Origin of the sequence: Sphingomonas lutea (assembly GCF_014396785.1) — a bacterium.
GTDB classification, from domain to species: domain Bacteria; phylum Pseudomonadota; class Alphaproteobacteria; order Sphingomonadales; family Sphingomonadaceae; genus Sphingomicrobium; species Sphingomicrobium luteum.
Map to the genome: position 1 here is coordinate 296651 of NZ_CP060718.1, position 22844 is coordinate 319494.

25 protein-coding genes, 1 tRNA gene and 1 pseudogene are annotated in these 22844 nt (G+C 67.4%); 20 read left to right on the top strand and 7 right to left on the bottom strand.

Going from position 1 to position 22844, the window contains the following annotated elements; all coding sequences use genetic code 11:
- The first annotated feature begins 228 nt into the window (after nucleotides 1–228).
- The 8 genes from H9L13_RS01520 (at nucleotide 229) to H9L13_RS01555 (ending at nucleotide 5039) form a co-directional block, all read left to right on the top strand.
- Complete coding sequence (locus tag H9L13_RS01520; protein ID WP_187538406.1) at nucleotides 229–810, top strand: Maf family protein; 582 nt, start codon at nucleotides 229–231, stop codon at nucleotides 808–810.
- Nucleotides 807–1400 carry a dephospho-CoA kinase gene (gene coaE, locus H9L13_RS01525; RefSeq protein ID WP_187538408.1) on the top strand — a complete coding sequence of 198 codons (594 nt, stop codon included), beginning with the start codon at nucleotides 807–809 and terminating at the stop codon, nucleotides 1398–1400. The genes H9L13_RS01520 and coaE overlap by 4 nt, the downstream gene beginning before the upstream one ends.
- Before the next feature lie 9 nt (nucleotides 1401–1409).
- Complete coding sequence (dnaQ, locus tag H9L13_RS01530; protein ID WP_187538410.1) at nucleotides 1410–2108, top strand: DNA polymerase III subunit epsilon; 699 nt, start codon at nucleotides 1410–1412, stop codon at nucleotides 2106–2108.
- A 55-nt stretch (nucleotides 2109–2163) separates the two neighbouring features.
- Nucleotides 2164–2730 carry a ribosome hibernation-promoting factor, HPF/YfiA family gene (gene hpf, locus H9L13_RS01535; RefSeq protein WP_187538413.1) on the top strand — a complete coding sequence of 189 codons (567 nt, stop codon included), beginning with the start codon at nucleotides 2164–2166 and terminating at the stop codon, nucleotides 2728–2730.
- A 61-nt stretch (nucleotides 2731–2791) separates the two neighbouring features.
- Complete coding sequence (locus H9L13_RS01540) at nucleotides 2792–3256, top strand: PTS sugar transporter subunit IIA (RefSeq protein ID WP_187538415.1); 465 nt, start codon at nucleotides 2792–2794, stop codon at nucleotides 3254–3256.
- Between the two features lie 54 nt (nucleotides 3257–3310).
- Nucleotides 3311–3613 carry a DUF1491 family protein gene (locus H9L13_RS01545; RefSeq protein WP_235091271.1) on the top strand — a complete coding sequence of 101 codons (303 nt, stop codon included), beginning with the start codon at nucleotides 3311–3313 and terminating at the stop codon, nucleotides 3611–3613.
- Between the two features lie 179 nt (nucleotides 3614–3792).
- Nucleotides 3793–4440, top strand: coding sequence for a cell wall hydrolase (locus H9L13_RS01550; RefSeq protein ID WP_187538417.1), 648 nt, complete (start codon nucleotides 3793–3795; stop codon nucleotides 4438–4440).
- Between the two features lie 113 nt (nucleotides 4441–4553).
- Complete coding sequence (locus H9L13_RS01555; protein ID WP_187538419.1) at nucleotides 4554–5039, top strand: MmcB family DNA repair protein; 486 nt, start codon at nucleotides 4554–4556, stop codon at nucleotides 5037–5039.
- On the opposite strand, the gene H9L13_RS01560 is transcribed toward H9L13_RS01555, so the two are convergent.
- Nucleotides 5036–5632 carry an ankyrin repeat domain-containing protein gene (locus H9L13_RS01560; RefSeq protein WP_235091061.1) on the bottom strand — a complete coding sequence of 199 codons (597 nt, stop codon included), beginning with the start codon at nucleotides 5630–5632 and terminating at the stop codon, nucleotides 5036–5038. The two genes, H9L13_RS01555 and H9L13_RS01560, sit on opposite strands and share 4 nt — an antisense overlap.
- Nucleotides 5633–5696: 64 nt before the next feature.
- Between H9L13_RS01560 and H9L13_RS01565 the strand changes: the two genes are divergently transcribed.
- Nucleotides 5697–6134: a YcgN family cysteine cluster protein gene (locus H9L13_RS01565; protein WP_187538424.1), complete on the top strand. Its 438-nt coding sequence runs from the start codon at nucleotides 5697–5699 to the stop codon at nucleotides 6132–6134.
- Nucleotides 6112–6828, top strand: coding sequence for a M48 family metallopeptidase (locus H9L13_RS01570; protein WP_223176464.1), 717 nt, complete (start codon nucleotides 6112–6114; stop codon nucleotides 6826–6828). Before H9L13_RS01565 ends, H9L13_RS01570 begins: the two co-directional genes overlap by 23 nt.
- Here the strand turns inward: H9L13_RS01570 and H9L13_RS01575 are convergent.
- On the bottom strand, nucleotides 6781–8892 hold the full coding sequence (locus H9L13_RS01575) for a transglycosylase domain-containing protein (protein WP_187538429.1): 2112 nt from the start codon (nucleotides 8890–8892) through the stop codon (nucleotides 6781–6783). The genes H9L13_RS01570 and H9L13_RS01575 overlap by 48 nt on opposite strands.
- Nucleotides 8893–8942: 50 nt before the next feature.
- Nucleotides 8943–9344: a peptide-methionine (R)-S-oxide reductase MsrB gene (msrB, locus tag H9L13_RS01580; RefSeq protein ID WP_187538431.1), complete on the bottom strand. Its 402-nt coding sequence runs from the start codon at nucleotides 9342–9344 to the stop codon at nucleotides 8943–8945.
- A 75-nt stretch (nucleotides 9345–9419) separates the two neighbouring features.
- Here msrB and H9L13_RS01585 point away from each other — a divergent pair, with 75 nt between their 5' ends.
- The 5 genes from H9L13_RS01585 to H9L13_RS01605 all read left to right on the top strand — a co-directional run bounded on the left by H9L13_RS01585 (nucleotide 9420) and on the right by H9L13_RS01605 (nucleotide 14925).
- Nucleotides 9420–9944 (top strand): DUF4402 domain-containing protein, encoded by a 525-nt coding sequence (locus H9L13_RS01585; protein ID WP_187538433.1) that lies wholly within the window; start codon nucleotides 9420–9422, stop codon nucleotides 9942–9944.
- Nucleotides 9945–10085: 141 nt separating this feature from the next.
- Nucleotides 10086–10586 (top strand): DUF4402 domain-containing protein, encoded by a 501-nt coding sequence (locus tag H9L13_RS01590; RefSeq protein ID WP_187538435.1) that lies wholly within the window; start codon nucleotides 10086–10088, stop codon nucleotides 10584–10586.
- Nucleotides 10587–10761: 175 nt separating this feature from the next.
- On the top strand, nucleotides 10762–11268 hold the full coding sequence (locus tag H9L13_RS01595; RefSeq protein ID WP_187538437.1) for a DUF4402 domain-containing protein: 507 nt from the start codon (nucleotides 10762–10764) through the stop codon (nucleotides 11266–11268).
- A 109-nt stretch (nucleotides 11269–11377) separates the two neighbouring features.
- The gene (locus H9L13_RS01600) at nucleotides 11378–12205 is read left to right on the top strand and encodes a fimbrial biogenesis chaperone (RefSeq protein WP_187538439.1); all 828 of its coding nucleotides are present in this window, start codon (nucleotides 11378–11380) and stop codon (nucleotides 12203–12205) included.
- A gap of 29 nt (nucleotides 12206–12234) precedes the next feature.
- Nucleotides 12235–14925, top strand: a complete 2691-nt coding sequence (locus H9L13_RS01605) for an MSCRAMM family protein (protein WP_187538441.1) — start codon at nucleotides 12235–12237, stop codon at nucleotides 14923–14925.
- Nucleotides 14926–14963: 38 nt separating this feature from the next.
- Here the strand turns inward: H9L13_RS01605 and H9L13_RS01610 are convergent.
- Nucleotides 14964–15050 (bottom strand) — tRNA-Leu (locus H9L13_RS01610).
- A gap of 169 nt (nucleotides 15051–15219) precedes the next feature.
- Between H9L13_RS01610 and H9L13_RS01615 the strand changes: the two genes are divergently transcribed.
- Nucleotides 15220–15432, top strand: coding sequence for a hypothetical protein (locus H9L13_RS01615; RefSeq protein WP_187538443.1), 213 nt, complete (start codon nucleotides 15220–15222; stop codon nucleotides 15430–15432).
- Nucleotide 15433: 1 nt separating this feature from the next.
- Here the strand turns inward: H9L13_RS01615 and H9L13_RS01620 are convergent, their stop codons facing one another.
- On the bottom strand, nucleotides 15434–16408 hold the full coding sequence (locus H9L13_RS01620; protein WP_187538445.1) for a zinc-ribbon domain-containing protein: 975 nt from the start codon (nucleotides 16406–16408) through the stop codon (nucleotides 15434–15436).
- A gap of 112 nt (nucleotides 16409–16520) precedes the next feature.
- Here H9L13_RS01620 and ftsE point away from each other — a divergent pair.
- The 4 genes and pseudogenes from ftsE to H9L13_RS01640 all read left to right on the top strand — a co-directional run.
- A pseudogene (ftsE, locus tag H9L13_RS01625) lies at nucleotides 16521–17209 on the top strand (cell division ATP-binding protein FtsE); the annotation flags it as partial.
- A 22-nt stretch (nucleotides 17210–17231) separates the two neighbouring features.
- Nucleotides 17232–18104 carry a cell division protein FtsX gene (locus H9L13_RS01630; RefSeq protein ID WP_187540454.1) on the top strand — a complete coding sequence of 291 codons (873 nt, stop codon included), beginning with the start codon at nucleotides 17232–17234 and terminating at the stop codon, nucleotides 18102–18104.
- Nucleotides 18101–18637 carry a YdcF family protein gene (locus tag H9L13_RS01635; protein ID WP_187540456.1) on the top strand — a complete coding sequence of 179 codons (537 nt, stop codon included), beginning with the start codon at nucleotides 18101–18103 and terminating at the stop codon, nucleotides 18635–18637. The genes H9L13_RS01630 and H9L13_RS01635 overlap by 4 nt, the downstream gene beginning before the upstream one ends.
- Nucleotides 18637–19317 carry a lysophospholipid acyltransferase family protein gene (locus H9L13_RS01640; protein ID WP_187538447.1) on the top strand — a complete coding sequence of 227 codons (681 nt, stop codon included), beginning with the start codon at nucleotides 18637–18639 and terminating at the stop codon, nucleotides 19315–19317. Before H9L13_RS01635 ends, H9L13_RS01640 begins: the two co-directional genes overlap by 1 nt.
- Here the strand turns inward: H9L13_RS01640 and pheT are convergent.
- Nucleotides 19314–21683 (bottom strand): phenylalanine--tRNA ligase subunit beta, encoded by a 2370-nt coding sequence (pheT, locus tag H9L13_RS01645; RefSeq protein WP_187538449.1) that lies wholly within the window; start codon nucleotides 21681–21683, stop codon nucleotides 19314–19316. The genes H9L13_RS01640 and pheT overlap by 4 nt on opposite strands.
- Before the next feature lie 88 nt (nucleotides 21684–21771).
- The gene (gene pheS, locus H9L13_RS01650; protein WP_187538451.1) at nucleotides 21772–22833 is read right to left on the bottom strand and encodes a phenylalanine--tRNA ligase subunit alpha; all 1062 of its coding nucleotides are present in this window, start codon (nucleotides 22831–22833) and stop codon (nucleotides 21772–21774) included.
- Between the last annotated feature and the right edge of the window lie 11 nt (nucleotides 22834–22844).

Sequence of the window (22844 nt, forward strand, 5' to 3'; positions counted from 1 at the left end):
GTTTAGGCGGGCCTCCCGGATTTGCCAACAAGCGCGCCGGGCGGGCGTCTCTCCGGCGCTGCGCGAGTCGCCTGCGGCCGTGCCCGTGATTCACAGGCTGGGGATCGAAACTGTCCCCGGGGATGGAAATGCGGACAAGCCTGGGCGGGGCGGGAAAGATCGCGCCGATTGGCCCGCCCCCAGCTTCGCGCTAGGCGTGCACGGCCTGTTATCCACAAGGTTGTCCGATTGGCCCTGATCCTTGCCTCTTCGAGCCCGCTTCGGCGCGCGATGCTCGATTCCGCCGGGGTTGCGCACGGCGCGATTGCCCCGGATGTCGACGAAGACGCGGTCAAGGCTGGCGGCGCCTCGCCAGCCGCGATGGCCGAGCAGCTGGCCGTGGCCAAGGCGGTCTCGGTCAGCGCGCGCCATCCGGAAGACTGGGTGATCGGCAGCGACAGCATGGTCAGCGTCGGCGAGCGCCGCTTCGACAAGCCGCGCGACCGCGCCGACGCGGCCGATCATCTGCGGTTTTTCTCGGGCAAGGCGATGGTCCTGACCAGCGCTGTCGCCCTGGCGCGCGACGGCGCCGCCGACTGGAGCCATGTCGGCCAGGCGCAGCTCCATGTCCGCGAGCTTTCGGAGGCTTTCATCGAAGCCTATCTCGATGCCGAATGGCCCGACGTCGCTTATTGCGTTGGCGTATTCCGGCTGGAGGGCCGCGGCGTGACCTTGTTCGATCGGATCGACGGCGACCATTTCACCATCCTTGGCATGCCCTTGCTGCCGCTGCTTGGTGCGCTGCGCGACCGCGGGGTCCTGCAACGATGAGAATGATCGCGCTCACTGGGTCGATTGGCATGGGCAAATCGACCGTCGCGGCGATGTTCGCACGCGCCGGCGTTCCCGTGTTCGATGCCGACGCCACCGTTCGACGGCTGCAATCCGATGGCGGCCCGCTGGTCGCGCGAATCGAAGAGCGCTTTCCGGGTACGACGCGCGATGGCGCGGTCGACCGCGATGCGCTCGCCGCGGCGGTGCTCGGCAAGCCCGACGAGCTGGCCGCGCTCGAAGCCCTGGTGCATCCGGCGGTGCATCACGAACGCACGCGTTTCATCGTATCCCATGGCGATGCCCCGGCGCTGCTGTTCGACATCCCCTTGCTGTTCGAAACGCACGGCGAGCATGCCTTCGACACAATCATCGTCGTATCCGCCCCGCATGACATCCAGCGCGCGCGCGTCATGGCCCGGACCGGCATGTCGGCGGAGAAGTTCGAGGCCTTGCTGGCGCGCCAGATGCCCGATTCGGAGAAGCGCGCGCGGGCCGACTTCGTGATCGACACGAGCGGCGATCTATCCACAACTGAAGCCCAGGTGCGCGACATCATGGCTTGCCTGGGAATCACGCCCGAATCATAGTCGCCAAGCATGCGCGAAATCGTCTTCGATACCGAGACTACCGGCCTTAATCCGATGGGCGGCGACCGGATGGTCGAGATCGGCTGCGTCGAGATGTTCAACCGCGTCGAGACCGGCCGCCACTTCCACGCTTATTTCAATCCCGAGCGTCTGATGCCGAGCGAGGCTGAAGCGGTGCACGGGCTGACCAACGTCTTCCTGTCGGACAAGCCGTTGTTCGCCGACCGCGTTGAGGAGCTGCTCGAGTTCATCGCCGATTCGCCGCTGGTCGCGCACAATGCCGCGTTCGATTTCGGCTTCCTCAATTTCGAGCTCGAACGCATCGGGCGGCCGCTCGTCTGCGGCAGCCGCATGGTCGACACATTGGTCCTTGCCCGCACGCGCCATCCCGGCGCCAAGCATAGCCTCGATGCCTTGTGCATGCGCTTCGGCGTCGACCGCAGCCACCGCGTCAAGCACGGCGCCTTGCTCGACGCCCAACTGCTGGCGCAGGTCTATGTCGAATTGACCGGCGGCCGTCAGATCGGGCTTGGCCTGGTGGCCGAGGCCGGCAGCGTTTCGGTCGCGGCGTCGGACCGGCCGATCACGGTGCGCACGTTTCGCCCCGCGCGGCCGCACTTTGCCGCGGCCGAGGAATTGGATCGGCACCGCGCATTTATCGCTCAACTCGCCACGCCCCTTTGGGCGCGCTTTGCCCCTGCCGGTTGACGCAGGGTTCGGCGCGGTCCTAAGCCGCGCGCCATAGCGAAAAAGGAGCACCCAAGTGGACGTTCGGGTCGCGGGCCATCAGGTCGATACCCCTGAAACCCTGCGTGATCATGCGGTCGCGCGGGTCGAAGAGATTACGGAAAAATATTTCACCCGCGCCTTCAGCGGCAATGTCACCTTTGGGCGCGGTCCGAATAACGACTTCACGTGCGACATCGTGGTGCCGGTGGTGAACGGCGTCGTGCTCAAGGCCTCGCACCGCGCGCCCGAAGCGCAAATGGCGTTCAACGGCGCCGCCGATCGAATCGAGAAACAGCTTCGCCGCTATGGCAAGCGGCTCAAGGAGCGGCGGTCGGACAATGGCGACCAGGCGTTGCGCGAGAATGCCGGCTATACGATTTTCGCGACCGAGCCGACGGAGGACCGGGCGCCTGCCGCGCCGGCGATCGTCGCCGAGACGCGCGTCGACATTCCCGATGCCAGCGTGTCCGATGCGGTGATGCTGCTCGACCTGCGCAACACGACGGCGCTGATGTTCCGCAATTCGGGCACGGGGGAGTTCAACATGATCTACCGCCGCGAAGACGGGAACATCGGCTGGGTAGAGCCGCAGCCGGATTGAGCGGAACCGGCGGTTCGGCCGGGCACCGGCCGGCGTTTCAAGCGCGTGAGTTTCTACGTAGATGCATCTGACCGATTTCCTCGATTTCGAATCGATCAAGACGTCGCTTTCGGGCGGCAACAAGCGCTCGCTGCTGCAGCAGCTGGCGCAGGTTGCGGCGCAGCGCGTCGGCGCCGATCCGGCGGACGTTCTCGCCAGCCTCAACGAGCGCGAGCAGCTGGGCTCGACCGGCTTCGGCCAGGGCGTGGCGATCCCGCACGGCAAGATCGACGGCCTGACGCGCGTCTATGGCCTGTTCGCGCGCCTGTCGGAGCCGATCGACTATAAAGCGATCGACGGGCGGCCGGTGGACCTGGTCTTCCTGCTCCTGTCGCCGCCCAATGCCGGTGCCGAGCACTTGAAGGCGCTTGCCGCGATCAGTCGGATCACGCGCAACGTTCCTACGCTGGAGAAAATGCGTGGCGCGCGCAGCCGCGACGCCTTGATGGCGGTGCTGTTGGGGGCCGATGAGCGCGACGCCGCCTGATCCGGGCGCGTCATCCTGACCGATCGCCTGCCATCGGGGCTCGAAGTCGCCGCCATTGTCCGGCAGGCGCAGGTTGCCGGCGACTTCGCCGCAATCCTCCGTCGTGGCGATCCCGACCGCGGCGCGATCCTCCTGATGGTGAGCTCGCGTGGGTCGCATATCGCCTGCCTCGAACGCGTGCTGGGCGCGTCCGGCGACTACGGCTGGCAGCGCACCGGCCCGGCCGATTCGGCGAGTTCCACGGAAATCCGCGAATTCCTCGCCAAGCGCGCACGGTTCGACGAAGATTCGTGGGCAGTGGAACTGGATATCGCGGACGCCGAACGGTTCATCGCTGAAACAATCTCCGCGGGTTGACCCCGCGGAACAACCGTTAGACACCCGTATCAACAACAAGAGCGGGGGCATTTACCCGGGCAACATCGGGAAATGCCACGCGAGACGGGCAACACTCAGGGGGCGATCAGCGGAAGTATTCGCGCGTATTCCTTCGCCCCCATTACTTTGGGCTGTTGACCGCAAATTTAACGGTATCGATGACTGTCATGCTTCGAACGGGGCTGCTGTTCTGTGCAGTACTGAGCGCAAGCTCGATTGGACCTGCGCAGGCAGGGCCGTCGACCGAGCCGGTCCTTCCGGTCGAGACCGTGGCGCTGCCACAGGTCAATGTCCCGAATCTCCTCGACGAGGCGGGTGAGCCCGCGCTGTCCGCGCCGGTGAGCGAGCCGCAGCCGGCGGTCGTCGAGCGTGAAGAGCCGACCGTCAGTCGCAGCGCCGATCTTGCGGCCAAGGTTGCGCAGCTGCGCGCCTCGGACCCCGGCAGCCGCCAGCTGGAATGCCTGGCGACCGGCATTTACTTCGAATCCAAGGGCGAACCGCTGTCGGGCCAGCTTGCCGTCGGCCACGTCATCGCCAACCGCGCCGAATCCGGCCGCTTCCCTGATTCCTATTGCGGCGTGCTGTTCCAGCGCGGCCAATTCTCCTTCATTCGCGGGCGCTCGCTGCCGAGCGCGCCGCGCTCGAGCCGCCACTGGCTGAACGCGGTCGCGGTCGCCAAGATCGTCGACCAGGAATTGCACCAGTCGCCGGTCGGCAATGCGCTGTTCTTCCATGCGCGCCGCGTGTCGCCGAAGTGGCGCCTGAAGCGCGTCGCATCGATCGGAAACCACGTCTTCTACCGCTAGAAAAGCGGTCATTGTTGCGGGTGGGGTGCGGGGCAGTTGCGCAGGTGCGCGGCTGCCCCGCCTTTTATGCGCGACGCCTAGCCGCCGGTCCCGCTTTGTTCTAGCAAAGCGGCATGGCTACCCTGCCCGAGTCCCCCTGCTTTGCCGACGCGCCGCCGATTGCGACCGATGTCGCGCGCGGGGTGACGCGGCTCCTGTGCCGGCACGATCTGTTCGCAATCTGTGAAATCCCGCTGCCCAACGGCCGCCGCGCCGACCTGATGGCGATCGACGCCAAGGGCAGCCTGACGATCGTCGAGATCAAGGTCGCGCGCGCCGACCTGCTCGGCGACGGCAAGTGGCGCGATTATCTCGATTATTGCGATCGCTTCTTCTGGGCCGTGCCCCCCGGCCTCGCGCATATCCTGGAGGAGGAGCGCTATTTGCCCGGGGAAGCGGGGCTGATCGTTGCCGACCGTTACGACGCTGCGATCGTGCGCGATGCCGGGCATCGCCCGCTCGCGCCGGCGCGGCGCAAGGCCGAGGTGCTGCGCTTCGCGCGCCGCGCCGCGCGGCGTCTGGCGGCGCAAATCGACCCGTCGCTCGGCGACGCGATCTAGAGGCGGAAGTTGGTGGCGGTCGTGGCCGGCTTCTTGGCCTCGATCGCCTGCAGGATCTGGCGCGAACGCGTGTCGCGCTTGGCGTAATCGCGCGCCGACAAGCCCGCGGCCGTGTCGGCCTTGTCGGGATCGGCGCCGGCGTCGAGCAGCAGGCGGACGATCGGCAATTGCCGTTGGTGCACCGCCGCGATCAGTGCGGTTTCGCCGCTGCGATTGGTCTGGTCGACCCGGGCCTTCTTCGACAGCAGCCAGCGCACCGCATCGTGGAAGCCGACGCGCGCGGCCAGGATCAAGGGGGTGTCGCCGCCCTTGCCCGGAAGATTCACATTGGCGCCCTTGCTGATCAGGAAGCCGGTCCATTCGGCGTCTTCGCGCGCAATGGTCACGGTCAGCGGCGTGCTGCCGTCGTCGCCGCGCACGTCGAGGATCGCGCTGCCGCCCGTCCGCGCCAGCTCATTCGCCTTCAGCGCATCGCGTTCCTTGATCGCATTGAGAAAGGCGATCTTGTTGCTCAGCAACGTGCCTTGCGCGTGCGCCGGGCCGGCGGTGGCGAGCAATGCTGCGGCGGCAATCGAAATGACAAATGACTTCACGGACGTGATCCCCAAGGCCCCGAACTTGATCGGTGGCGGTTAGCAGCGCAAGGATAGCTCTGTCATGAATGGTCGCAACGCCTTCTGGGAAAAGCCCCTGCGCGAGCTCGATCGCGGCGAATGGGAAGCGCTGTGCGACGGCTGCGGGCGCTGTTGCGTCCACAAGCTCGAGGATGAGGACACGGGCGAGCTCTACCCGACCAACGTCGCGTGCAAATTGCTCGACCGCCGCAACGGCCGCTGCACCGATTACAAGAACCGCAGGCGCCGGGTCGCGGACTGCGTCACGCTCGATCGCGCCAGCCTCAACAGCCTCGAATGGCTGCCTGAAACCTGCGCCTACCGCCTGCGCGCGGCGGGGGAGCCCTTGTTCGATTGGCATTATCTGATCAGCGGCAGCCGCGAGACGGTGCACGCGGGGGGGCAATCGACGCGCGGCTGGACGGTCAGCGAGGATGATGCTGGGGAGCTTGAGTGGCATGTGGTCGACCGCGCGCTCTGACGCGGCGCTCGAAGCCCGCTTCCCCGTTCCGATCGACGTCCGCCCGATGCGCAGCGCGCGCCGCTTCCGCCTGCGCTTCGATGCCGCGGCGGGCGTCCTCAAGCTGACGTGTCCGCAGCGCACCAGCCGAACGGCGGCGCTGGCCTGGGCACTCGACCAGCGCGACTGGATCGACCGCCAGGTCGCGCAGGCGCTTCCCGGCGAGCCGTTCGTGCCCGGCGCGACGATCCCGATCGAAGGGATCGACACCTTGCTGCTGTGGGACGCCGACTTGCCGCGAACGCCAGCACTGGCCGATGGGGTCCTAAGCTGCGGCGGGCCGGGCGCCGGCTTCGCGGCACGCATCGACCGCTTTCTCAAGGCGCGCGCCTTGGACCGGATGCGCGCGGACGTTGCCGACTATTGCGCGAAGGCGGGGATCGATGCGGCGACGGTCAGCGTCGGGGATGCCGGGTCGCGCTGGGGCAGCTGCTCGTCCGAGCGGCGCATCCGCCTCAGCTGGCGATTGATCCTTGCCCCGCCGCACGTCCGCCGCTTCGTCGCCGCGCATGAGGTCGCGCACCTCGTCCACCTCAACCATGGACCGGACTTCAAGGCGTTGGAAGCGCGGCTGTTCGGTCCCGGTCTCGCCGAAGCGAAGGCCGATTTACGGAAGCTGGGCCCCCGGATCCGAAGGATTGGCCGGCGGCTGTGACCGCGGGTCCTGCTGCGGCGGGGGGCGCTGCGGATATTGATTGGCGCGCGGCGGCGCCTGCTGCGGCGGGAAGGCCTGATCCAGTTCCTGCTGGCTGGGATCGCCGGGCCGTCCGGGTTGAAGGAACGGCTGATCGACTGGCGGCTGACCCGGCTGGTCGAGCGGCATGCCATCTTCATCGACCATCGATTCAAGCACGTTGCCGTCAATCGCGACGTCGCCGAACATTTGTTCTTCGGGCGTCAATTGCCAATCGGGGATCGGCACCTGCGTTTCGAACTGCTCGACCGGGCGATTGGCGACCGCGACCCGCATGAAGGCACTGAACGCGCGCGCCGGCGCCGTCCCGCCCTGCAAATTGCCGACTGCCCGGGCATCATCGCGGCCCATCCAAACGCCCGTCGTCAGCCCGCTTGAAAAGCCGATGAACCAGCCGTCCTTGTTGGAACTGGTGGTGCCGGTCTTGCCGGCGACCGGGCGCCCGATCTGCGCCGCGCTGCCGGTCCCGCCCATCACTGCCGATTGCAGCAGGTCGACCATTTCCGCCGCAACCCACGGAGCGACCAGGACGCGCTCCTCATTCTGCTCGTGCTGATAGAGCAAGCGGCCGTCGGCGGTAATCACCTTGCGGATACCGTAGGGCGTCACGGCAACGCCCCGGTTGGCGACCGAGGCGAAGGCGCGGGTCATGTCGATCAGGCGCACCTCGCTGGTCCCCAGCACCATCGACGGAAAGGTCGACAACTGGCTGGTGATGCCGAAGCGGCGCGCCATGTCGGCGATGGTCGAAAAGCCCAGTTGCGCACCGATCTTCGCGCTCACCGTGTTGATCGACCGCGAAAAGGCTTCGCGCAGGGTTACCGGGCCAAGATGCGTGCGAGTCGCGTTGCGCGGCGTCCAGCCATCGATGGTGACCGGCGAATCGACGATCGTGTCGGTCGGCTTCATCCCCGATTCGAGCGCGGTCAGATAAACGAACAGCTTGAACGCGGAGCCCGGCTGGCGCTCGGCCTGGGTCGCGCGATTGTAGATGGAATCGACATAATCCTTGCCGCCGACGAGGGCGCGGACCGCGCCGTCGCGGTCGATGGCGACGAGCGCGCCCTGCACGCCGCGCGGTGTATGGGCGTCGATGGCGCGGTCGGCCGCGGCCTGCATCCCCGGGTTGAGCGTCGTCCACACGTCGATCGGGTCGGATGTCTCGTCGATCAACGTATCGAGCTGGGGCAGCGCCCAATCGGTGAAATAGCGGACGCTATTCTCCCGCGTCGTTTGCTGGATGCGGATTTCCGCGGGGTCGACGGCGGCGGCCGCGGCGGCGCTGATGAAGCCGTTCTCGACCATTGAATTGAGCACCACGCCCGAACGCTGGCGCGACGCTTCGGCATCGGCCGTCGGCGCATAGTTCGACGGCGCCTTGACCAGGCCGGCGATGATTGCGGCTTCGCCGAGGCTCAAATGGTCGGCGCTATGACCGAAAAAGCGGCGCGACGCGGCGTCGATGCCGTAGGCGCCGCCGCCGAAATAGACGCGGTTGAGGTAGAGCTCGAGGATCTGGTTCTTGCTGAACTTGCGCTCGATCGCCAGCGCCAGGATGATTTCCTTGACCTTGCGCCCAAAGGTGCGGCTGTTGGTCAGGAAGATGTTGCGCGCCAGCTGCTGGGTGATGGTCGACCCGCCCTGGCGCCAGCGTCCGCTGTCGACGCGCACCTTGACCGACCGGGCGATGCCGATGGGATCAACGCCAAGGTGACTGCGGAAACGCTTGTCCTCGACCGCAATCATCGCCGCGCGCATTTCCGCGGGAATCTCGGCATAGGGCAACCACTCGCCGAAGCTCGGGCCGAGCGACACCAGCACCGCACCATTGGCGGCGCGGACGCGGATCATCTGGCCAAGGTCGGATCGCTTGGTCAGCTCCCCATAGCTCGGCAGGTAAGCGGTCGCGACCGCGACGGCGATGATCAGGCTGACGAGGCCGAGCAGCGCGACATAGACGCCGCCCATCAGCACCGTCTTCGTTCGGGAGCGTCGCCCAGCGCTGGCGGTTGGCGTTCTGGCCATTCAGCGCACTGCGATAGAAAGCCGCGGGGCGGGCGACAATAGTCCGCGGGCTATTCTTGTGCGGCCTTGTCGAAAGCCAGGCTGGCGGAATTGATGCAATAGCGCAGCCCTTCGGGGCCCGGGCCGTCGGGAAAGACGTGCCCCAAGTGGCCGTCGCACCTGGCGCAGCGGACCTCGGTCCGTGTCATGCCGTGACTGTGGTCGTGATGTTCGCTCACCGCCTCGTCGCGCATCGGCGCGGTGAAGCTCGGCCAGCCGCTGCCGCTGTCATATTTGTCGGCGCTGTCGAACAGCGGCTCGCCGCACGCCGCGCAGCGGAAGGCACCATCATCCTTCAGGCCCAGCAATTCGCCGCTCCACGGCGCCTCGGTCCCGCCCTCGCGCAGCACGCGATATTGCTCGGGGGTCAACTCCGCGCGCCACTCGGCGTCGCTCTTCTCGATCTTGTCCATGCGCGCTTCGTCCTCCACGCGGGATTACCGGGGCATTAACCCTGTTTTAGAGCTTTGCCCAATAGAGCGGCAGGCGTGGCAAACCTCATTCGCCTCCTGATGGTCAGCGCTGCGGTCGCGGTGTTGGCCGTGCCGCTGAAGCGCGCCGACGCGCAATGCCGCTTGTGCGACACGCCGGTCACCGCGCGCGACGGCAGCGGTGAGGGCGCGCCGGTGGCGCTGGAGATCGAGACGAGCCTTAGCTTCGACCGTCTGGTGCTGCTCGGCGACGGCGAGGGCTCGGCGGTGATCCGGCCCGATGGCACGACCAGCGCGCTCGGCATGATCGGCCAGGTCGGTCCCCGTGCGATGGTCGGCTCGGCGATCGTGCGAGGCGAGCCGAATCGCGTCGTTCGCGTCGATCTGCCGCGCCAGATCACGCTCCATTCCGCCGCCGGCAACGCGATCGGTTTCGACGAAATGGTTAGCGACCTGCCGGCGGTGCCGCGGCTCGATTCGACCGGCACGCTGCGCTTCCGCTTCGGCGGCCGCCTTCATATCCGCGGCGAAGCAGAGGGCGAATATCGCGGAGATCTGCCGATTACGGTCGAATATCCGTAAGCCTGCTCCATCTCGGCGGAAAGACTAATCCGCCGTTAACCATGCCCTTGAGGGAAGCCGTAAGCGGGCAGGGTTAATAGCAGCCCCACGGATGGCCCGGCGAGCTCGGACAGCCGCGATGTTTCGATAGGGGATTTCCAGATGAAGAAGATTCTTGCGACTGCCGGCGCGATTGCGGCTCTGGCGCTGACGTCGGCTCCGGCCCAGGCGGCGACGCCGACCCAGCAGGCGACGGCCACGGCGCGTATCTACACGCCGCTCAGCATCACCTTTGACCGCAACCTCGACTTCGGTGTCGTCGTGCTCAACAACACGACGTTCGCGGCTGAAGCCGTTACCATCAGCGGCGCTGGCGCCGTGAGTTGCGGCGGCGGCGTCAACATGACCTGTTCCGGCAGCCCGACCTCGGCTCGCTACACGCTGCAGGGCAGCGCCAATGCCTCGGTCGGCGTAACGTCGCCGGGCTTCAACCTGGTCAATGGCGGCAACACCCTGGCGTTCACGCCGTCGTTCCCGGCAACCGTCACGCTCGACGGAACGGGCGCGGGCGCGTTCAACCTGGGCGGCTCGATCAACGTTCCCGGCAACACCCCGGAAGGCGTCTATACCGGCACCTTCAACGTGACCGCCAACTACCAATAAGCTTTAAGCTTTCCCGCGGCCGGTCACGGCCGCTTGTGGACAGGGGGCTGCCGAGCGATCGGCGGCCCCTTTTTCATGCCTGCGCAGGGCAATGCCGATCATGGTTGAGGGAAAATCAACCATTTCGGCGGTATCGCAGCATCGAACATTTCCGTTCGACGAAAGTGACTGGCCCGTGCGTTTCCGGCTTATTCTCGCAGCGCTCGCGCTGACCGGCTTCGTGCCGGTCGCGAGCGCGGCGCATGCCGCGAGCCAGTCGGCCAAGGTGTCGGCGAGCGTGCTCAAGCCGATCACCGTGACCTGGGTCCAAAACCTCGACCTCGGAACGGTCGTCCTGACTACCGGCACCTGGTCCAACGCGACGATCGGGATCAGCCGCGCCGGCGCGTTCAGCTGCACCAGCCCCCGGGTGACGTGCAGCGGTGCCCCGCAAGTCGCGAAATATAATGTGACGGGCAGCAACAGCGCACCGGTCCGGATCTCCGCCCCCAACGTCACCTTGGTCAAGCAGGGCGATCCCAGCCGCACGCTCACCCTGGTGGTCGACAATCCCGGGACGGTGACCTTGCCCAATTCGGGCAACCGCGGGGTCGATTTCTCGCTCGGTGGGGCGATCACGGTCAATTCGACGACGGCCGCCGGCTCCTATGTCGGGACGTTCAACGTCACCGTCGATTATTGAGGCGAGCGAAGCGCGCGCGAAACGATCATGGTTGAGAGAAAATCAACCATTTTCCCCCACACCGGATGAGACCGGCTCGACTTCGGAGCCAAAGGGGGATCGCAATTCCATGAAGCTGTGGACCAGAACGTTCGTCGCGCTTGCCGTTGCAGCGCCGCTCCTCACCCTGCCGATGCCCGCCAGCGCCGGCGTCGGCGACCTGCTGGTCGCACCGACCCGTGTCGTGCTCGACGGGCGCAAGGGGACCGAGATCATCCTCAACAACATCGGCGAGGAGCCCGCGACCTATCGTGTTTCGGTCGAATTCCGGCGCATGACCGCGGAAGGCGGGCTTGAGGACGTGGTGGCGCCGAGCGCGGCCGAGAAACTGGCCGAGGAAATGATCGTCTATGCCCCGCGCCGAGTCACCCTCGCCCCGCGTGAGCCGCAGGCGATCCGCCTGCGCGCGCGCGTTCCCCAGGGCGTGGCCGACGGCGAATATCGCGTCCATTTGCTGTTCCGCGCCATCCCGCCGGCGACGCCGGTGGTGCAGGCCAGCGCGCCGACCGAGGCCAAGGGCGTCAGCTTCCAGATCACGCCTGTCTATGGCGTCACCATCCCGGTCATCGTGCGCCTCGGCAATTTGTCCGCGACCGCCGCGATCGCCGATGTCCGGCTGGACACCAAGGACGGCAAGAAAGCCGTCTCGCTCGAGCTCAGCCGCAAGGGCAATCGATCGACCTTCGGCGAAGTGCGCGTGCTCAAGCCCGGCGTGAAGACGCCGATCGCGCTGCAGCGCACGGTCGCGGTCTATACCGAGGTCGACAAGCGCCGCGTGACCATTCCGATCGATGAGCGGTTCACTGGCCAGCTGAGCGGGCCGGTCACCGTTCAATATGCCGAGACCTTCGACGATGGCGCGAAGGTCATCGCCGAAACCCAGGCAGTGCTGCGCTAGGCGGAACGGAGCACGATCGGATCCGCGTGATGGCCTTTGGCCGCACCTGGCTCGGCAAAGCCGCGATGCTGCTGGCGCTTGGCGCCGGCAGCATTGCTGCATCCGCGCCTGGCGCCCAAAGCGAGGCCTGGACCGCGGATCCGGAAACGCAGTTCCTTCTTGACGTCAACATCCGCCAGCTTCGGCTTGGCGACGGCGTGCGCGCCTACGCCACGCCCGAAGGCACCTGTGTCGTCTTAGGCGACTTTCTGACCGCGCTCGACGTGCCGATGCGCATCGACCTGACCGCCAAGCGCGCCAGCGGCTGGGCGTTCAAGGAAAAGCATCGGATCGCCATCGACCTCGCGACCATGACCGCGCGCTTCGGTGCCGCCAGCGAGCCGATCGCGCCGGGCACCATTCGCGAAACCCCCGAAGGCTGGTGTGCCGACACCGCCGCGCTGACGCGCTGGTTCGGCATCGGGGTCAAGGCGGTGACCGCGGGATCGGTGCTCAAGCTTGATTCGAAGGACAAACTGCCGGTCGAGCTGGCGATCGAGCGCACGCAGCGCGCGAAAATGATCAAGAAGGCGTCGTTCGACCTCGGCAGCCTGCCGCAGGTGCGGCTGCCCTATCGCATGTGGCGCGCGCCGGCGCTCGACTTCGTCGTCAATGCCGGCCTGACTTATCGCGCCAGCGACGGCATGCGCGTTGATCGCCAGACCTCGGTCTATGCCGCGGGCGAGATCGCGCGCCTGTCCTATGACGCGCAGCTGACCACCAATCAGAAGGGCCTGCCGGAAAATGTCCGCCTGCGCGCTTTCCGCTCGGACCCCGAAGGAAAGCTGCTCGGACCGCTCAAGGCGACGCATTTCGGCCTGGGCGACGTTGCCGGCTATGCGACGCGCCTGTCGGGATCGGCGGCCGGCGGGCGCGGCGGGATCGTCACCAACCGCCCGCTTGTCGCGCAAACGGCGTTCGACCGCACCCGCTTCGAAGGCGATCTGCCGCTCGGCTGGGAGGCGGAAATCTACCGCAACGGCGAATTGCTCGGCTTTGCCAAGCCATCGGCCGACCAGCGCTACGTGTTCGAGGACGTGCAGCTCCTCTACGGCGACAACCGCATCGAAATCCGCATGTACGGCCCACAGGGGCAGGAGCGAACGCGCGAGGAGCAGGTCAACGTCGGCCAGGACAATGTGCCCAAGGGAAAAACCTGGTATTGGGCCGGCGTCAATCAGCCCGGGCGCGACCTCCTGGCCTTGACCAAGCCGCCCGACAGCAGCGCGCTGCCGAAGGCGCAGGCTGCGGCGGCGATCGAACATGGGGTGGATCAACGCACGTCGGTCGGCGTGCTTGCGCGCGCCATGCTGGTCAACGACGAGCGGCTGACCTTCGTCGAGGGCAATGTCCGCCGTTCGATCGGATCGGCCATGGTCGAAGTCAGCGCTGCGCGGGAAACCGGCGGCGGCGTTGCGGCGCGGGCGCAGTTGCTGGGCAAGATCGGCCCGGTCAACGTCAACGCCGAAGCACTTATTGCAAAGGATTTTCATTTGCAGGGCGAGCGCCGCGAGAGCGTGCGCGACCTCCGCGTGGCGCTCGATGCGCCGATCAAAATCGGCCGAACGTCGCTTCCGGCGCACGCCGACGTGCATTTGCGCGAGCGGCCCGACGGCACGCGCCAGGTCGAAGCCGCGGCGCGCCTGGCCGCCAATCTGCAGGGCTTCAACCTCGCCACCGATCTTAAATATCGCAAGACCTTCGATGCGCGCGGCGGCGCGCCCCCGCCGGAGGTCAATTGGGGATTGATCGGCACCGGCCGGGTCGGCGACGTGCGCTTGCGCGGCGGCGCGACGTTTGACGTCTCGCCGTCGGCACGCTTCCGCTCGGCCGAGCTGTCGGCTTATTGGTCGGCGTCGGACAATGTCGATTGGGAAGGCGACCTTGTCTACGAAGCCGAGGCCAGGCGCGGCCGAGCGCGGATCTCGCACATCCGCCGCCTGAACGCGTTGGCCATCGCACTCACGGGCGAGGCGTCGACCGACGGCGCCGTTGCGCTCGGCGTCAACCTTAACTTCTCGCTCGATCCGCGCCAGGGGATGCGGCTGTCGCGCACCCCGCTCGCCCAGAACGGGATCGTTCGGGCAACGGTGTATCGCGACCTCAACGACAACGGGATTCGCGAACCGTCAGAGCCGCTGGAGAAAGGCGCGCTCGTGCTTGCAGGCACGCGGCCGTCCGACCGGCCGACAGACGCCAAGGGCGCGGTGACCGTCGCCGGGCTGCCGGCCTATGCTCCGATCACCGTCGGGATCGACCAGACCAGCCTGACCGACCCGATGCTGACGCCCAAGCGCGCGCTGCAGGTCGTAGTGCCGCGGCCCGGCATCCCGGCCGAGGTCGAAATCGGCCTGGTCGGCGGCGGCGATGCCGAAGGGATGATCGTCAAAAGCGGCGGCGTGCCCGTCGAAGGTGTCGAGCTTGAGCTGATCGATGCCGCAGGCAAGGTCGTCCAGCGCACCCAGACCGACTTCGATGGATTCTTCCTGTTCGAACGCATTCCATACGGCCGCTACGCCGTGCGCGTGGCCGCCCCATCCGCCGCCGCGGCGAAAATCGCATCGCACCTCGACGCCAGCTTCGAGATCAGCGGGGCCAAGTCGATCGTCCGCCTCGGCCTGATTCACGTTACGCCGCAGCCCGCACTGGCGGCCGGGGACGCGCGGCCCCATTCGCCGTAAGGCGCTCCTGCGACGCATTCGCGCCTGACATGGAAAGATGGTGCGGTCGAGAAGACTCGAACTTCCACGGCCTTTCGGCCACAGCGACCTCAACGCTGCGCGTCTACCAGTTCCGCCACGACCGCACGTCATGAATGAAGCGGGCCAGGAAGCGCCGCTACTGGAGAGCGCGCGCCTCTAGCATCGGCCTATTCGGCGCGCAATGCCGCCGGCGGCGCGGCGGAAATGGTCCACTTTGGCACAATCCTTACGAACGCGTTTACCATTCGTGGGCGAAGGCGTTAGGCAGCCAATATGCTGACGCTGCTTGCCTCTGCCATCGCCCTGTCGGCGCCGCAACCGGCGACACCGCGGGTGCAGGCGCGGGCCACCGTCCGGATCGTTGCCGGTGCGCAGTTGCACATGGATGGACGGCCCAACCGCCACGCCCCGCGAGCGCGCCCAGCGATGATCGAAATGCAGCGCGGTCAGGCAAAAATCCCCGCCCAACTCATTGAATTCGAATGAATTAGGCTGGCGGACCGCCGAGCGTGATGGTGAGTTCATCGCCGCCTGGCGGGACGTTGACCTCGGCACTGTTGAAGCTGGCGCTGGCGCCGGCGGGGAGCGTCCGCGCGGGTGGGGCAATGGTCCAGCTATAGACGATCTGCCCGGTGCGGCTCTTGAGCTGCGCCTGAAGCGGCGGGACCGCTTGCTCCTTGGTTGTCGGATTGATCACGCGCCCGGTGACGGTCAGCAATTCGTTGCCGCTTTCCAGCTTTTGCCGGTCCATGTGTGTGGTGACCAGGGCAAGCGGACTGGTCCCTGCATCGACCAGGCCGACGCGCGCTTTCAACTCGGCCGGGGCGAGGAACCAGAATGCGGCGGCAAGCGCCGCGACGATCAATGCCACGATCAGGATCTTGACGATCGGACTGCGCCGTTTCGATTCGAATTCGTCGTCGCGCGCGGCGAACGGGCTAAACTCGTCGTCCTGCGCTTCCGGAAGCGGCGGCTCGCGCCAGTCCTGGGCCGGCTGGGGGTCGGCATCAGCCGTCGCCGCAGCGGCGAATTCGGGCTGCGCTTCGGGCACTGGCGCGCCCGGCATGGGTGCAGGCTGTGCCGGTTCAGCTTCGTCGGTCGGCACCGGCGCCTGCGTCGCCGGATCCTCGGCGACCATCGCCGCTTCATACGCACGTTCTTCGGCTTCGGGTCCGCTGCGCGGCTCGATCAAGGTCGCCGCGGCCAGTGATTCATCTTCGGGCTCGGGCTCGGGCTCGGCGGACGGTGCTCCGGCGAATGGCTGCTCGGCGGGCGGGTCTTCGGCGGGCGGGGTCACCGGCCAAACCTCTTGCGGGCCGTCCTCCGCCACAGGCTCGACAGCCTCGGGATCCTGGTGCCAGCTATGCTTGCATGACGCGCACCGCACCTGCCGGCCCTGCGGCGGGATGGCGCCGTCCTTGACCATATATTGCGTGCCACAATTCGGGCAGGTGAGCAGCATCGCGCAAAAGCCCTCTTCCGGAGCGGTTCTCAGCCGGTAAACAGGAATGCGCGCGCATTGGCAAGGCAGGCTTGGCCAAGGCAGCGCAAGGATGTGGGGAAGGGCAAGTCCGCTGGCAGCCATCGTCGAGTTCGACAGCGTCGGCCTGCGCTACGGCACGGGCGCCGAAGTGCTGCGCGACCTCGATTTCCGGCTGACGGGGGCGGCTTCTACTTCCTCACCGGCCCGTCGGGCGCGGGCAAGACCTCGCTTTTGAAATTGCTCTACCTCGCCCAACGGCCGACGCGCGGACGAATCCGCTTGTTTGGCGAGGAATTGGCCGACGCCCCGCGCGACGCGCTTCCCGCCTTCCGCCGCCGCATCGGCGTCGTGTTCCAGGATTTCCGGCTGATCCGCCATCTGTCCGCGTTCGACAATGTCGCGCTGCCGCTGCGTATCGCCGGCGCCGGCGAGCGGGAGATCGAAGGCCCGGTGCGGGAGATGCTGGCGTGGGTCGGCCTTGCCGATCGGTCGAGCGCGCGGCCCGCGACGCTGTCGGGCGGGGAGCAGCAGCGCGTCGCCATCGCCCGCGCGGTGATCGCCCGGCCCGAACTGCTGGTCGCCGACGAGCCGACGGGCAATGTCGATGCCGACATGGCAACGCGGCTGCTGCACCTGTTCACCGCGCTCAACCGCCTCGGCACGACGATCGTCGTTGCGACCCATGACGTCAGCCTGATCAGCGCTACGCCGGGCGCGCAGATGATCCGGCTGGAGGGCGGGACGATGGTCGATCCCACGGGCGCGTTGCGCAACCCGCCGTCATCGCCGATCCGGGGGAAGCATGATGCTCGACTGGCTCCTCGCCCCGGGGTCCGAACGCAAGCTGCTCGGCGGCGAGCGCAAGCGCGGCGCGACCCCCTGGGTGATCGCGATCATGAGCTTTTCGATCGTCATCGTCGCGGCCGCGGGCCTGACCTTGTCGAACGCCGCGAGCCAAGTCGGGACGTCGGTCGCCAACCGCTATTCGCTGCAAGTGCCCGGCGGCAGCGACGCCCTGCCGAGGCTGGTGGAGACGATCCGCGCCGCGCCCGGCGTGACGTCGGTCGAAGCCGTGCCCGAAGCCAAGATGCGCCAGACGCTCGCGCGCTGGCTCGGCCCCGCGGCGCAAAGCGCGGACCTGCCGGTGCCGGCGTTGATCCATTTCGACATCGCGCCCGGTGCACCGCTCGCCCCGGTCGAGGCGCGCGTCCGCGCGGTTGCGCCGCGCGCATCGCTTGCCTCGCAAGTCGAAAATCTGCGGCCATTGCTCGGTTCGCTGCGGACGCTGCAGTGGCTCGCGCTGGGGATGGTGCTGCTGTTGACCGCGGCGGGGGCAGCGGCGGTCGTGCTTGCGACCCGCTCGGCGCTCGAAGCGCACCGCTCCACGATCGACGTCATGCACGGCGTCGGGGCGACCGACCTCCAGGTCACGCACTTGTTCCAGCGCAAGATCGCGATCGAGGCGCTGGCCGGAAGCCTTGCCGGCGCCGCCGCGGCGGGCGTCGTCCTGCTCATCCTGTCGGCGGGGGCGACCTTCGTCGGCGGCATGACCGGCGGCCTCAGCTTGTCGCTGCTCGACCTGGCGCTGCTTGCGATCCTGCCTGCGGTCCTGACGATCGTCGCGACGTGGGTTGCGCGGCGCACGGTCCTTCAAGCATTGCGCGAGGCCTTATGATCGCGCGCGCTTTTTCCCTCCTGCTCCTCATCTACGCGATCGGCTTCATGGCCTTCGCCTTCACGCTGGGCAAGCCGGCCAAGGCGGATGCCCGCACGACCGATGCCGTCGTCGTCCTGACCGGCGGCAGCGGGCGGCTGGAACATGCGGTCGACGTGCTGCGCGACGGCAAGGCCGAACGCCTGCTCGTCGCCGGCGCCGATCCTTCGGTGACCAAGGCCGATATTGCCCGGCGGCTCGGCAGCCGCGCGCGCAACGTGCGTTCCGCGATCGATCTGGGCAGCGAATCGGTCGATACCCGGTCGAACGCGGAGGAAGCCGCGCGCTGGCTGCAGAAGAATCGCTACGATTCGCTGCGGTTGATCACCAGCGACTGGCACATGCGCCGCGCGCGCTACGAATTCCGCCGCGTGCTCGGCCAGGATTTCGACATGATCACCGACGCCGTCCGCTCGGAACCAAGCTTCCTCACCCTGTTCGGCGAATATAACAAGTTCGTCCTTCGGCGGGTCGCGGTCTGGGCCGACATCTGATGGCGGTCTTGCGTTCGCTGCTGTTCGCGGCGCTCTTCTATCCGGGGACGCTGGTCTATGTGGCGGGCTGCTTCGTCGCTGGCATGCTCAGCGAACAGGCGCTGCGCGACACGGTCTGCGCCTGGTCCCGCTTCCACGGCTGGCTGTGCCGCAACGTGCTTGGCATCCACAGCCGGCTCGAAGGCGAAATCCCGTCGGGGCCGTACCTGATCGCGGTCAAGCATGAATCCATGTACGAAACGATCGAAATGGTGCGGCTGACCGAACAGCCCGTCGTGGTCATGAAGCGCGAACTGACCGAAATGCCCTTCTTTGGCTGGGCGACACGCAATTACGGGGTCATCGGGGTCGATCGTGCAGCGGGCGCGGCGGCGCTGCGCAACATGCTCAAGGCGGGCAAGGCCGCGCTGGCGACGGGCCGGCCGGTGCTGATCTTTCCCGAAGGCACGCGCGTGGCGCATGGCGAAGCGCCGGCGCTGGGCGCGGGGTTCGCGGGGCTGTACCGCGCACTCGGCCTGCCGGTCGTCCCGATCGCGCTCGACAGCGGGCGCTTGTGGGGCCGCGGCCTGGTCAAGCGCCCCGGCACGATCACCATCCGCGTCGGCGAAACCATTCCCCCGGGGCTCGAACGAAGCGCGGTCGAGGCCGCGGTCCACGCGGCGATCAACCGCCTCAACTAGCTGCGCAGCCGCGCGCCGAGCTTTTCCGCAGCAGCGACGATGCGCCGCGACATTTCAGCGATCTGCTCTTCGGTGAAGCTCTTGTCGCCGGGTTGGAGGGTCACTTCGAACGCCAGGCTGAGTTCGCCGCCGTCGGGCTGGTAGCGGTCGAAGACGCGCACGTCGGTGATCGCGTTCTTGTCGGCGCCGCGCATGGCACGGATCACCGCGTCGGCGCTGACGCCGTCGGGCACGACGAAGGCGAAGTCGCGCGTGATCGCCTGAAGCGGCGGCGGCGCATAGGCGGCGCGGGCACGGCCCGATGCGCGTTGCGCCGGAATTGCATCGAGGTAGATTTCCCCTGCGACGCAGCCGCCCGGCGCGTCATGCTCGCGCACCAGCCTCGGATGCAGCTCACCGAAGGCAGCGAGAATCGTCTTGGGCCCAAGCCGTAGCGTCGCCGAGCGTCCAGGGTGCCAGGTCGGACCCGCGTCGGGGAAAACCTGCAGATTGGCGACGGGCGCACCAGCCGCTTCGAGCAGCGATACCGCTTCGGCCTTGGCATCGAACGCACTGAAATCCCTCGCCTTGCCCGTCTGCCAGTGCCGCGCCCGCGCGTCGCCAACCATGAGGAACGCCGCCGTGGGATGCTCGCGCTCACCAAGGTAGCGCCGCCCGATCTCGAACAGGCGGACGCTCGTCGCGCCGCGGTTGAGGTTGCGCTGCGCGGCGGCGATCAGGCCGGGGAGGAGCGAGGGCCGCATGACCTTCATCTCCTCGCTGATCGGGTTGGCCAGCCGCCACTCGCCGCCACCAAAAGCCGCAGCTTCCTTTTCGGAAATGAAGCTCCAGGTCACCGCCTCGTCGAGCCCACGCGCCGCCGCGGTGCGGCGCAGGCGCCGCTCGACGATTTGCGATCGCGTGGCCGTCGGTTGAGCAACGCCCATGGCCCGCGGCAGCGGCGTCGAGGGCACATTGTCGTAGCCGTGGATGCGCGCGACTTCCTCGACGATGTCGGCCTCGCCGTCGATGTCGGAACGCCAGCTCGGCGGCACCACGCCATTGCCTGTGATGCGGAAACCGAGGCGATCGAGGGTCGCGTGCTGCTCGGCCTCGGGCAAGTCGATTCCCGCGAGAGCCTCTACGCGCGCGCTGCGGAAGGGGACAGTGCGCTCGGCGATCACGTCCGCCCAAGCCTTGGTGGTGGCGAAGGTCACTTGTGATGCGTCGCCGCCGCACAGCTGCTGGATCATCGCCGTTGCCGCCTCGACCATCGGCGCAATCGCCAGTGGATCGACGCCGCGCTCGAACCGCGCACGCGCGTCGGTGATGATCTGGTGGCGGCGGCCGGTGGCGGCGATGACCTCGGGCGCGAACCACGCGCATTCGAGCAACACGTCGGTGGTGCCGTCGTCGACGCCGGTGCTTTCGCCGCCGATCACGCCACCAAGGCCGATGGCGCCGCTGTCGTCGGCGATCACGCAATCGTCCGGCGTCGCATCATATTCCTTGTCGTTGAGCGCGAGGAAGCGCTCTCCCCTGCGCCCGCGCCGCGCCGTGATTCCGCCCCGCAGCTTCTTGACGTCATAGACGTGCAGCGGTCGCGCCGCGTCGATCGAGAAGAAGTTGGTGATGTCGACGAGGGCGGAGATGGGGCGCAGTCCGACCGCCTTCAGGCGCTGCTGCAGCCAGTCGGGGCTCGGCCCGTTGCGAACGCCGCGGATCAGGCGGCCGGCAAAGGCGGCGCAGCCGCTGCCGTCTTCGACCCTTATCGGGACCGGATTGTCGAACCCGCTCGCGATTTCGGCAACCGGTCGCGGCTTCAGCGTCCCTAGCCCGGCGGCGGCAAGGTCGCGGGCAATGCCGTTGACGCCCATCGCATCGGGGCGGTTCGGGGTTACGTTGACGTCGAACACGGGGTCGCCAAGCCCGGCATATTCGGCAAAGGCTGCGCCGACGGGGGCGTCGGCGGCAAGCTCGATGATGCCGTCATGCTCCTCGCCCAGCTGAAGCTCACGCACCGAACACATCATGCCGCGGCTCTCGACGCCGCGGATCGCGGCGACCTTCAAGGTCATGTCGGTGCCGGGGACGTAGGCGCCCGGCGGGCCGAATACGCCAAGCATGCCGGCGCGGGCATTGGGGGCGCCGCACACCACCTGGACCGGCCCGCCGTCGCCGGTGTCGACGCTCAGCACCTGCAATTTGTCCGCCTGCGGGTGCTTGTCCGCGGTCAGCACACGGGCGACGCGGAACGGCGCCAGTGCCTCGGCGGGATTGGTCACGCCTTCGACCTCGAGTCCGATCGCGGTCAGCTTGTCGGCGATCTCCTGCGGCGAGGCATTGGTGTCGAGGTGGTCGCGCAGCCACGAAAGAGTGAATTTCATGAGCGGCGTCCGTTTGTCCCGAGCGAAGTCGAGGGACGTGTCTCGACTTCGCTCGACACCAGCGGAAGTGGGGTGACGAACTGCGGCTTCACGCGCCCACTCCCGCCGACAGCGTCGGCACGTCGAGCGCACGGAAGCCGTAATGTTTGAGCCAGCGGATATCGCCGTCGAAGAAGGCGCGCAGGTCGTCCATGCCATATTTGAGCATCGCCAGCCGGTCGACGCCGGTGCCGAAGGCAAAGCCCTGCCATTCGTCGGGATCGAGTCCGCAATTGGCGATCACGCGCGGGTGGACCATGCCGCTGCCAAGCACTTCCATCCACCCATCCTGCCCGCCGACGACGCGCCGGCCGTTCTCGATCGAATAGCCGACGTCGACCTCGGCCGACGGTTCGGTGAAGGGAAAATAGGACGGGCGCATGCGGATCGCGACGTCGTTGCGCTCGAAGAAGGCCTTGAGGAAGGTCTCCAGCGTCCACTTGAGGTGGCCGAGCGTGATCGCGCGGTCGATCACCAGGCCTTCGATCTGGTGGAACATCGGCGTGTGCGTCGCGTCGCTGTCGGACCGGTAGACGCGGCCCGGCGCGATGATGCGGATCGGCGGCGGGGTCTTTTCCATCGTGCGGATCTGAACCGGCGAGGTATGCGTGCGCAGCACGCGCGGCTCGTCCTCGCCCTCTCTCGGCTCAAGGTAGAAAGTGTCCTGCATCGCCCGCGCCGGATGGTTCTCGGGCATGTTGAGCGCGCTAAAATTATACCATTGGCTTTCGATCTCGGGCCCCTCGGCGACCGAAAAGCCGAGGTCGGCGAAAATCTCGGCCAATTCGTCCATTACCTGGCTGACCGGGTGGACGGTGCCGCGCGGGCCAGTGTCGACCGGCAGCGACAGGTCGATCGTCTCGGTCGCCAGCTTGCGATCTAGCTCGGCGTCCTCGAGCGCGGTCTTGCGCTCGGCCAGCGCCGTCGAGATTTGCTCGCGCAGGGCGTGGATCTTCGGCGCTTCCGCCGCGCGCGTGGCCGGGTCCATCGCACCCAAGGACTTGAGCATCGCGGTGATGCTGCCCGACTTGCCAAGCGCGGCCACGCGCACGGCATCCAGCGCCTGGAGCGAGCCGGCGGCGGCAATCTGGTCGAGCAGGTCGTCGGACATGGCCAGCGCCT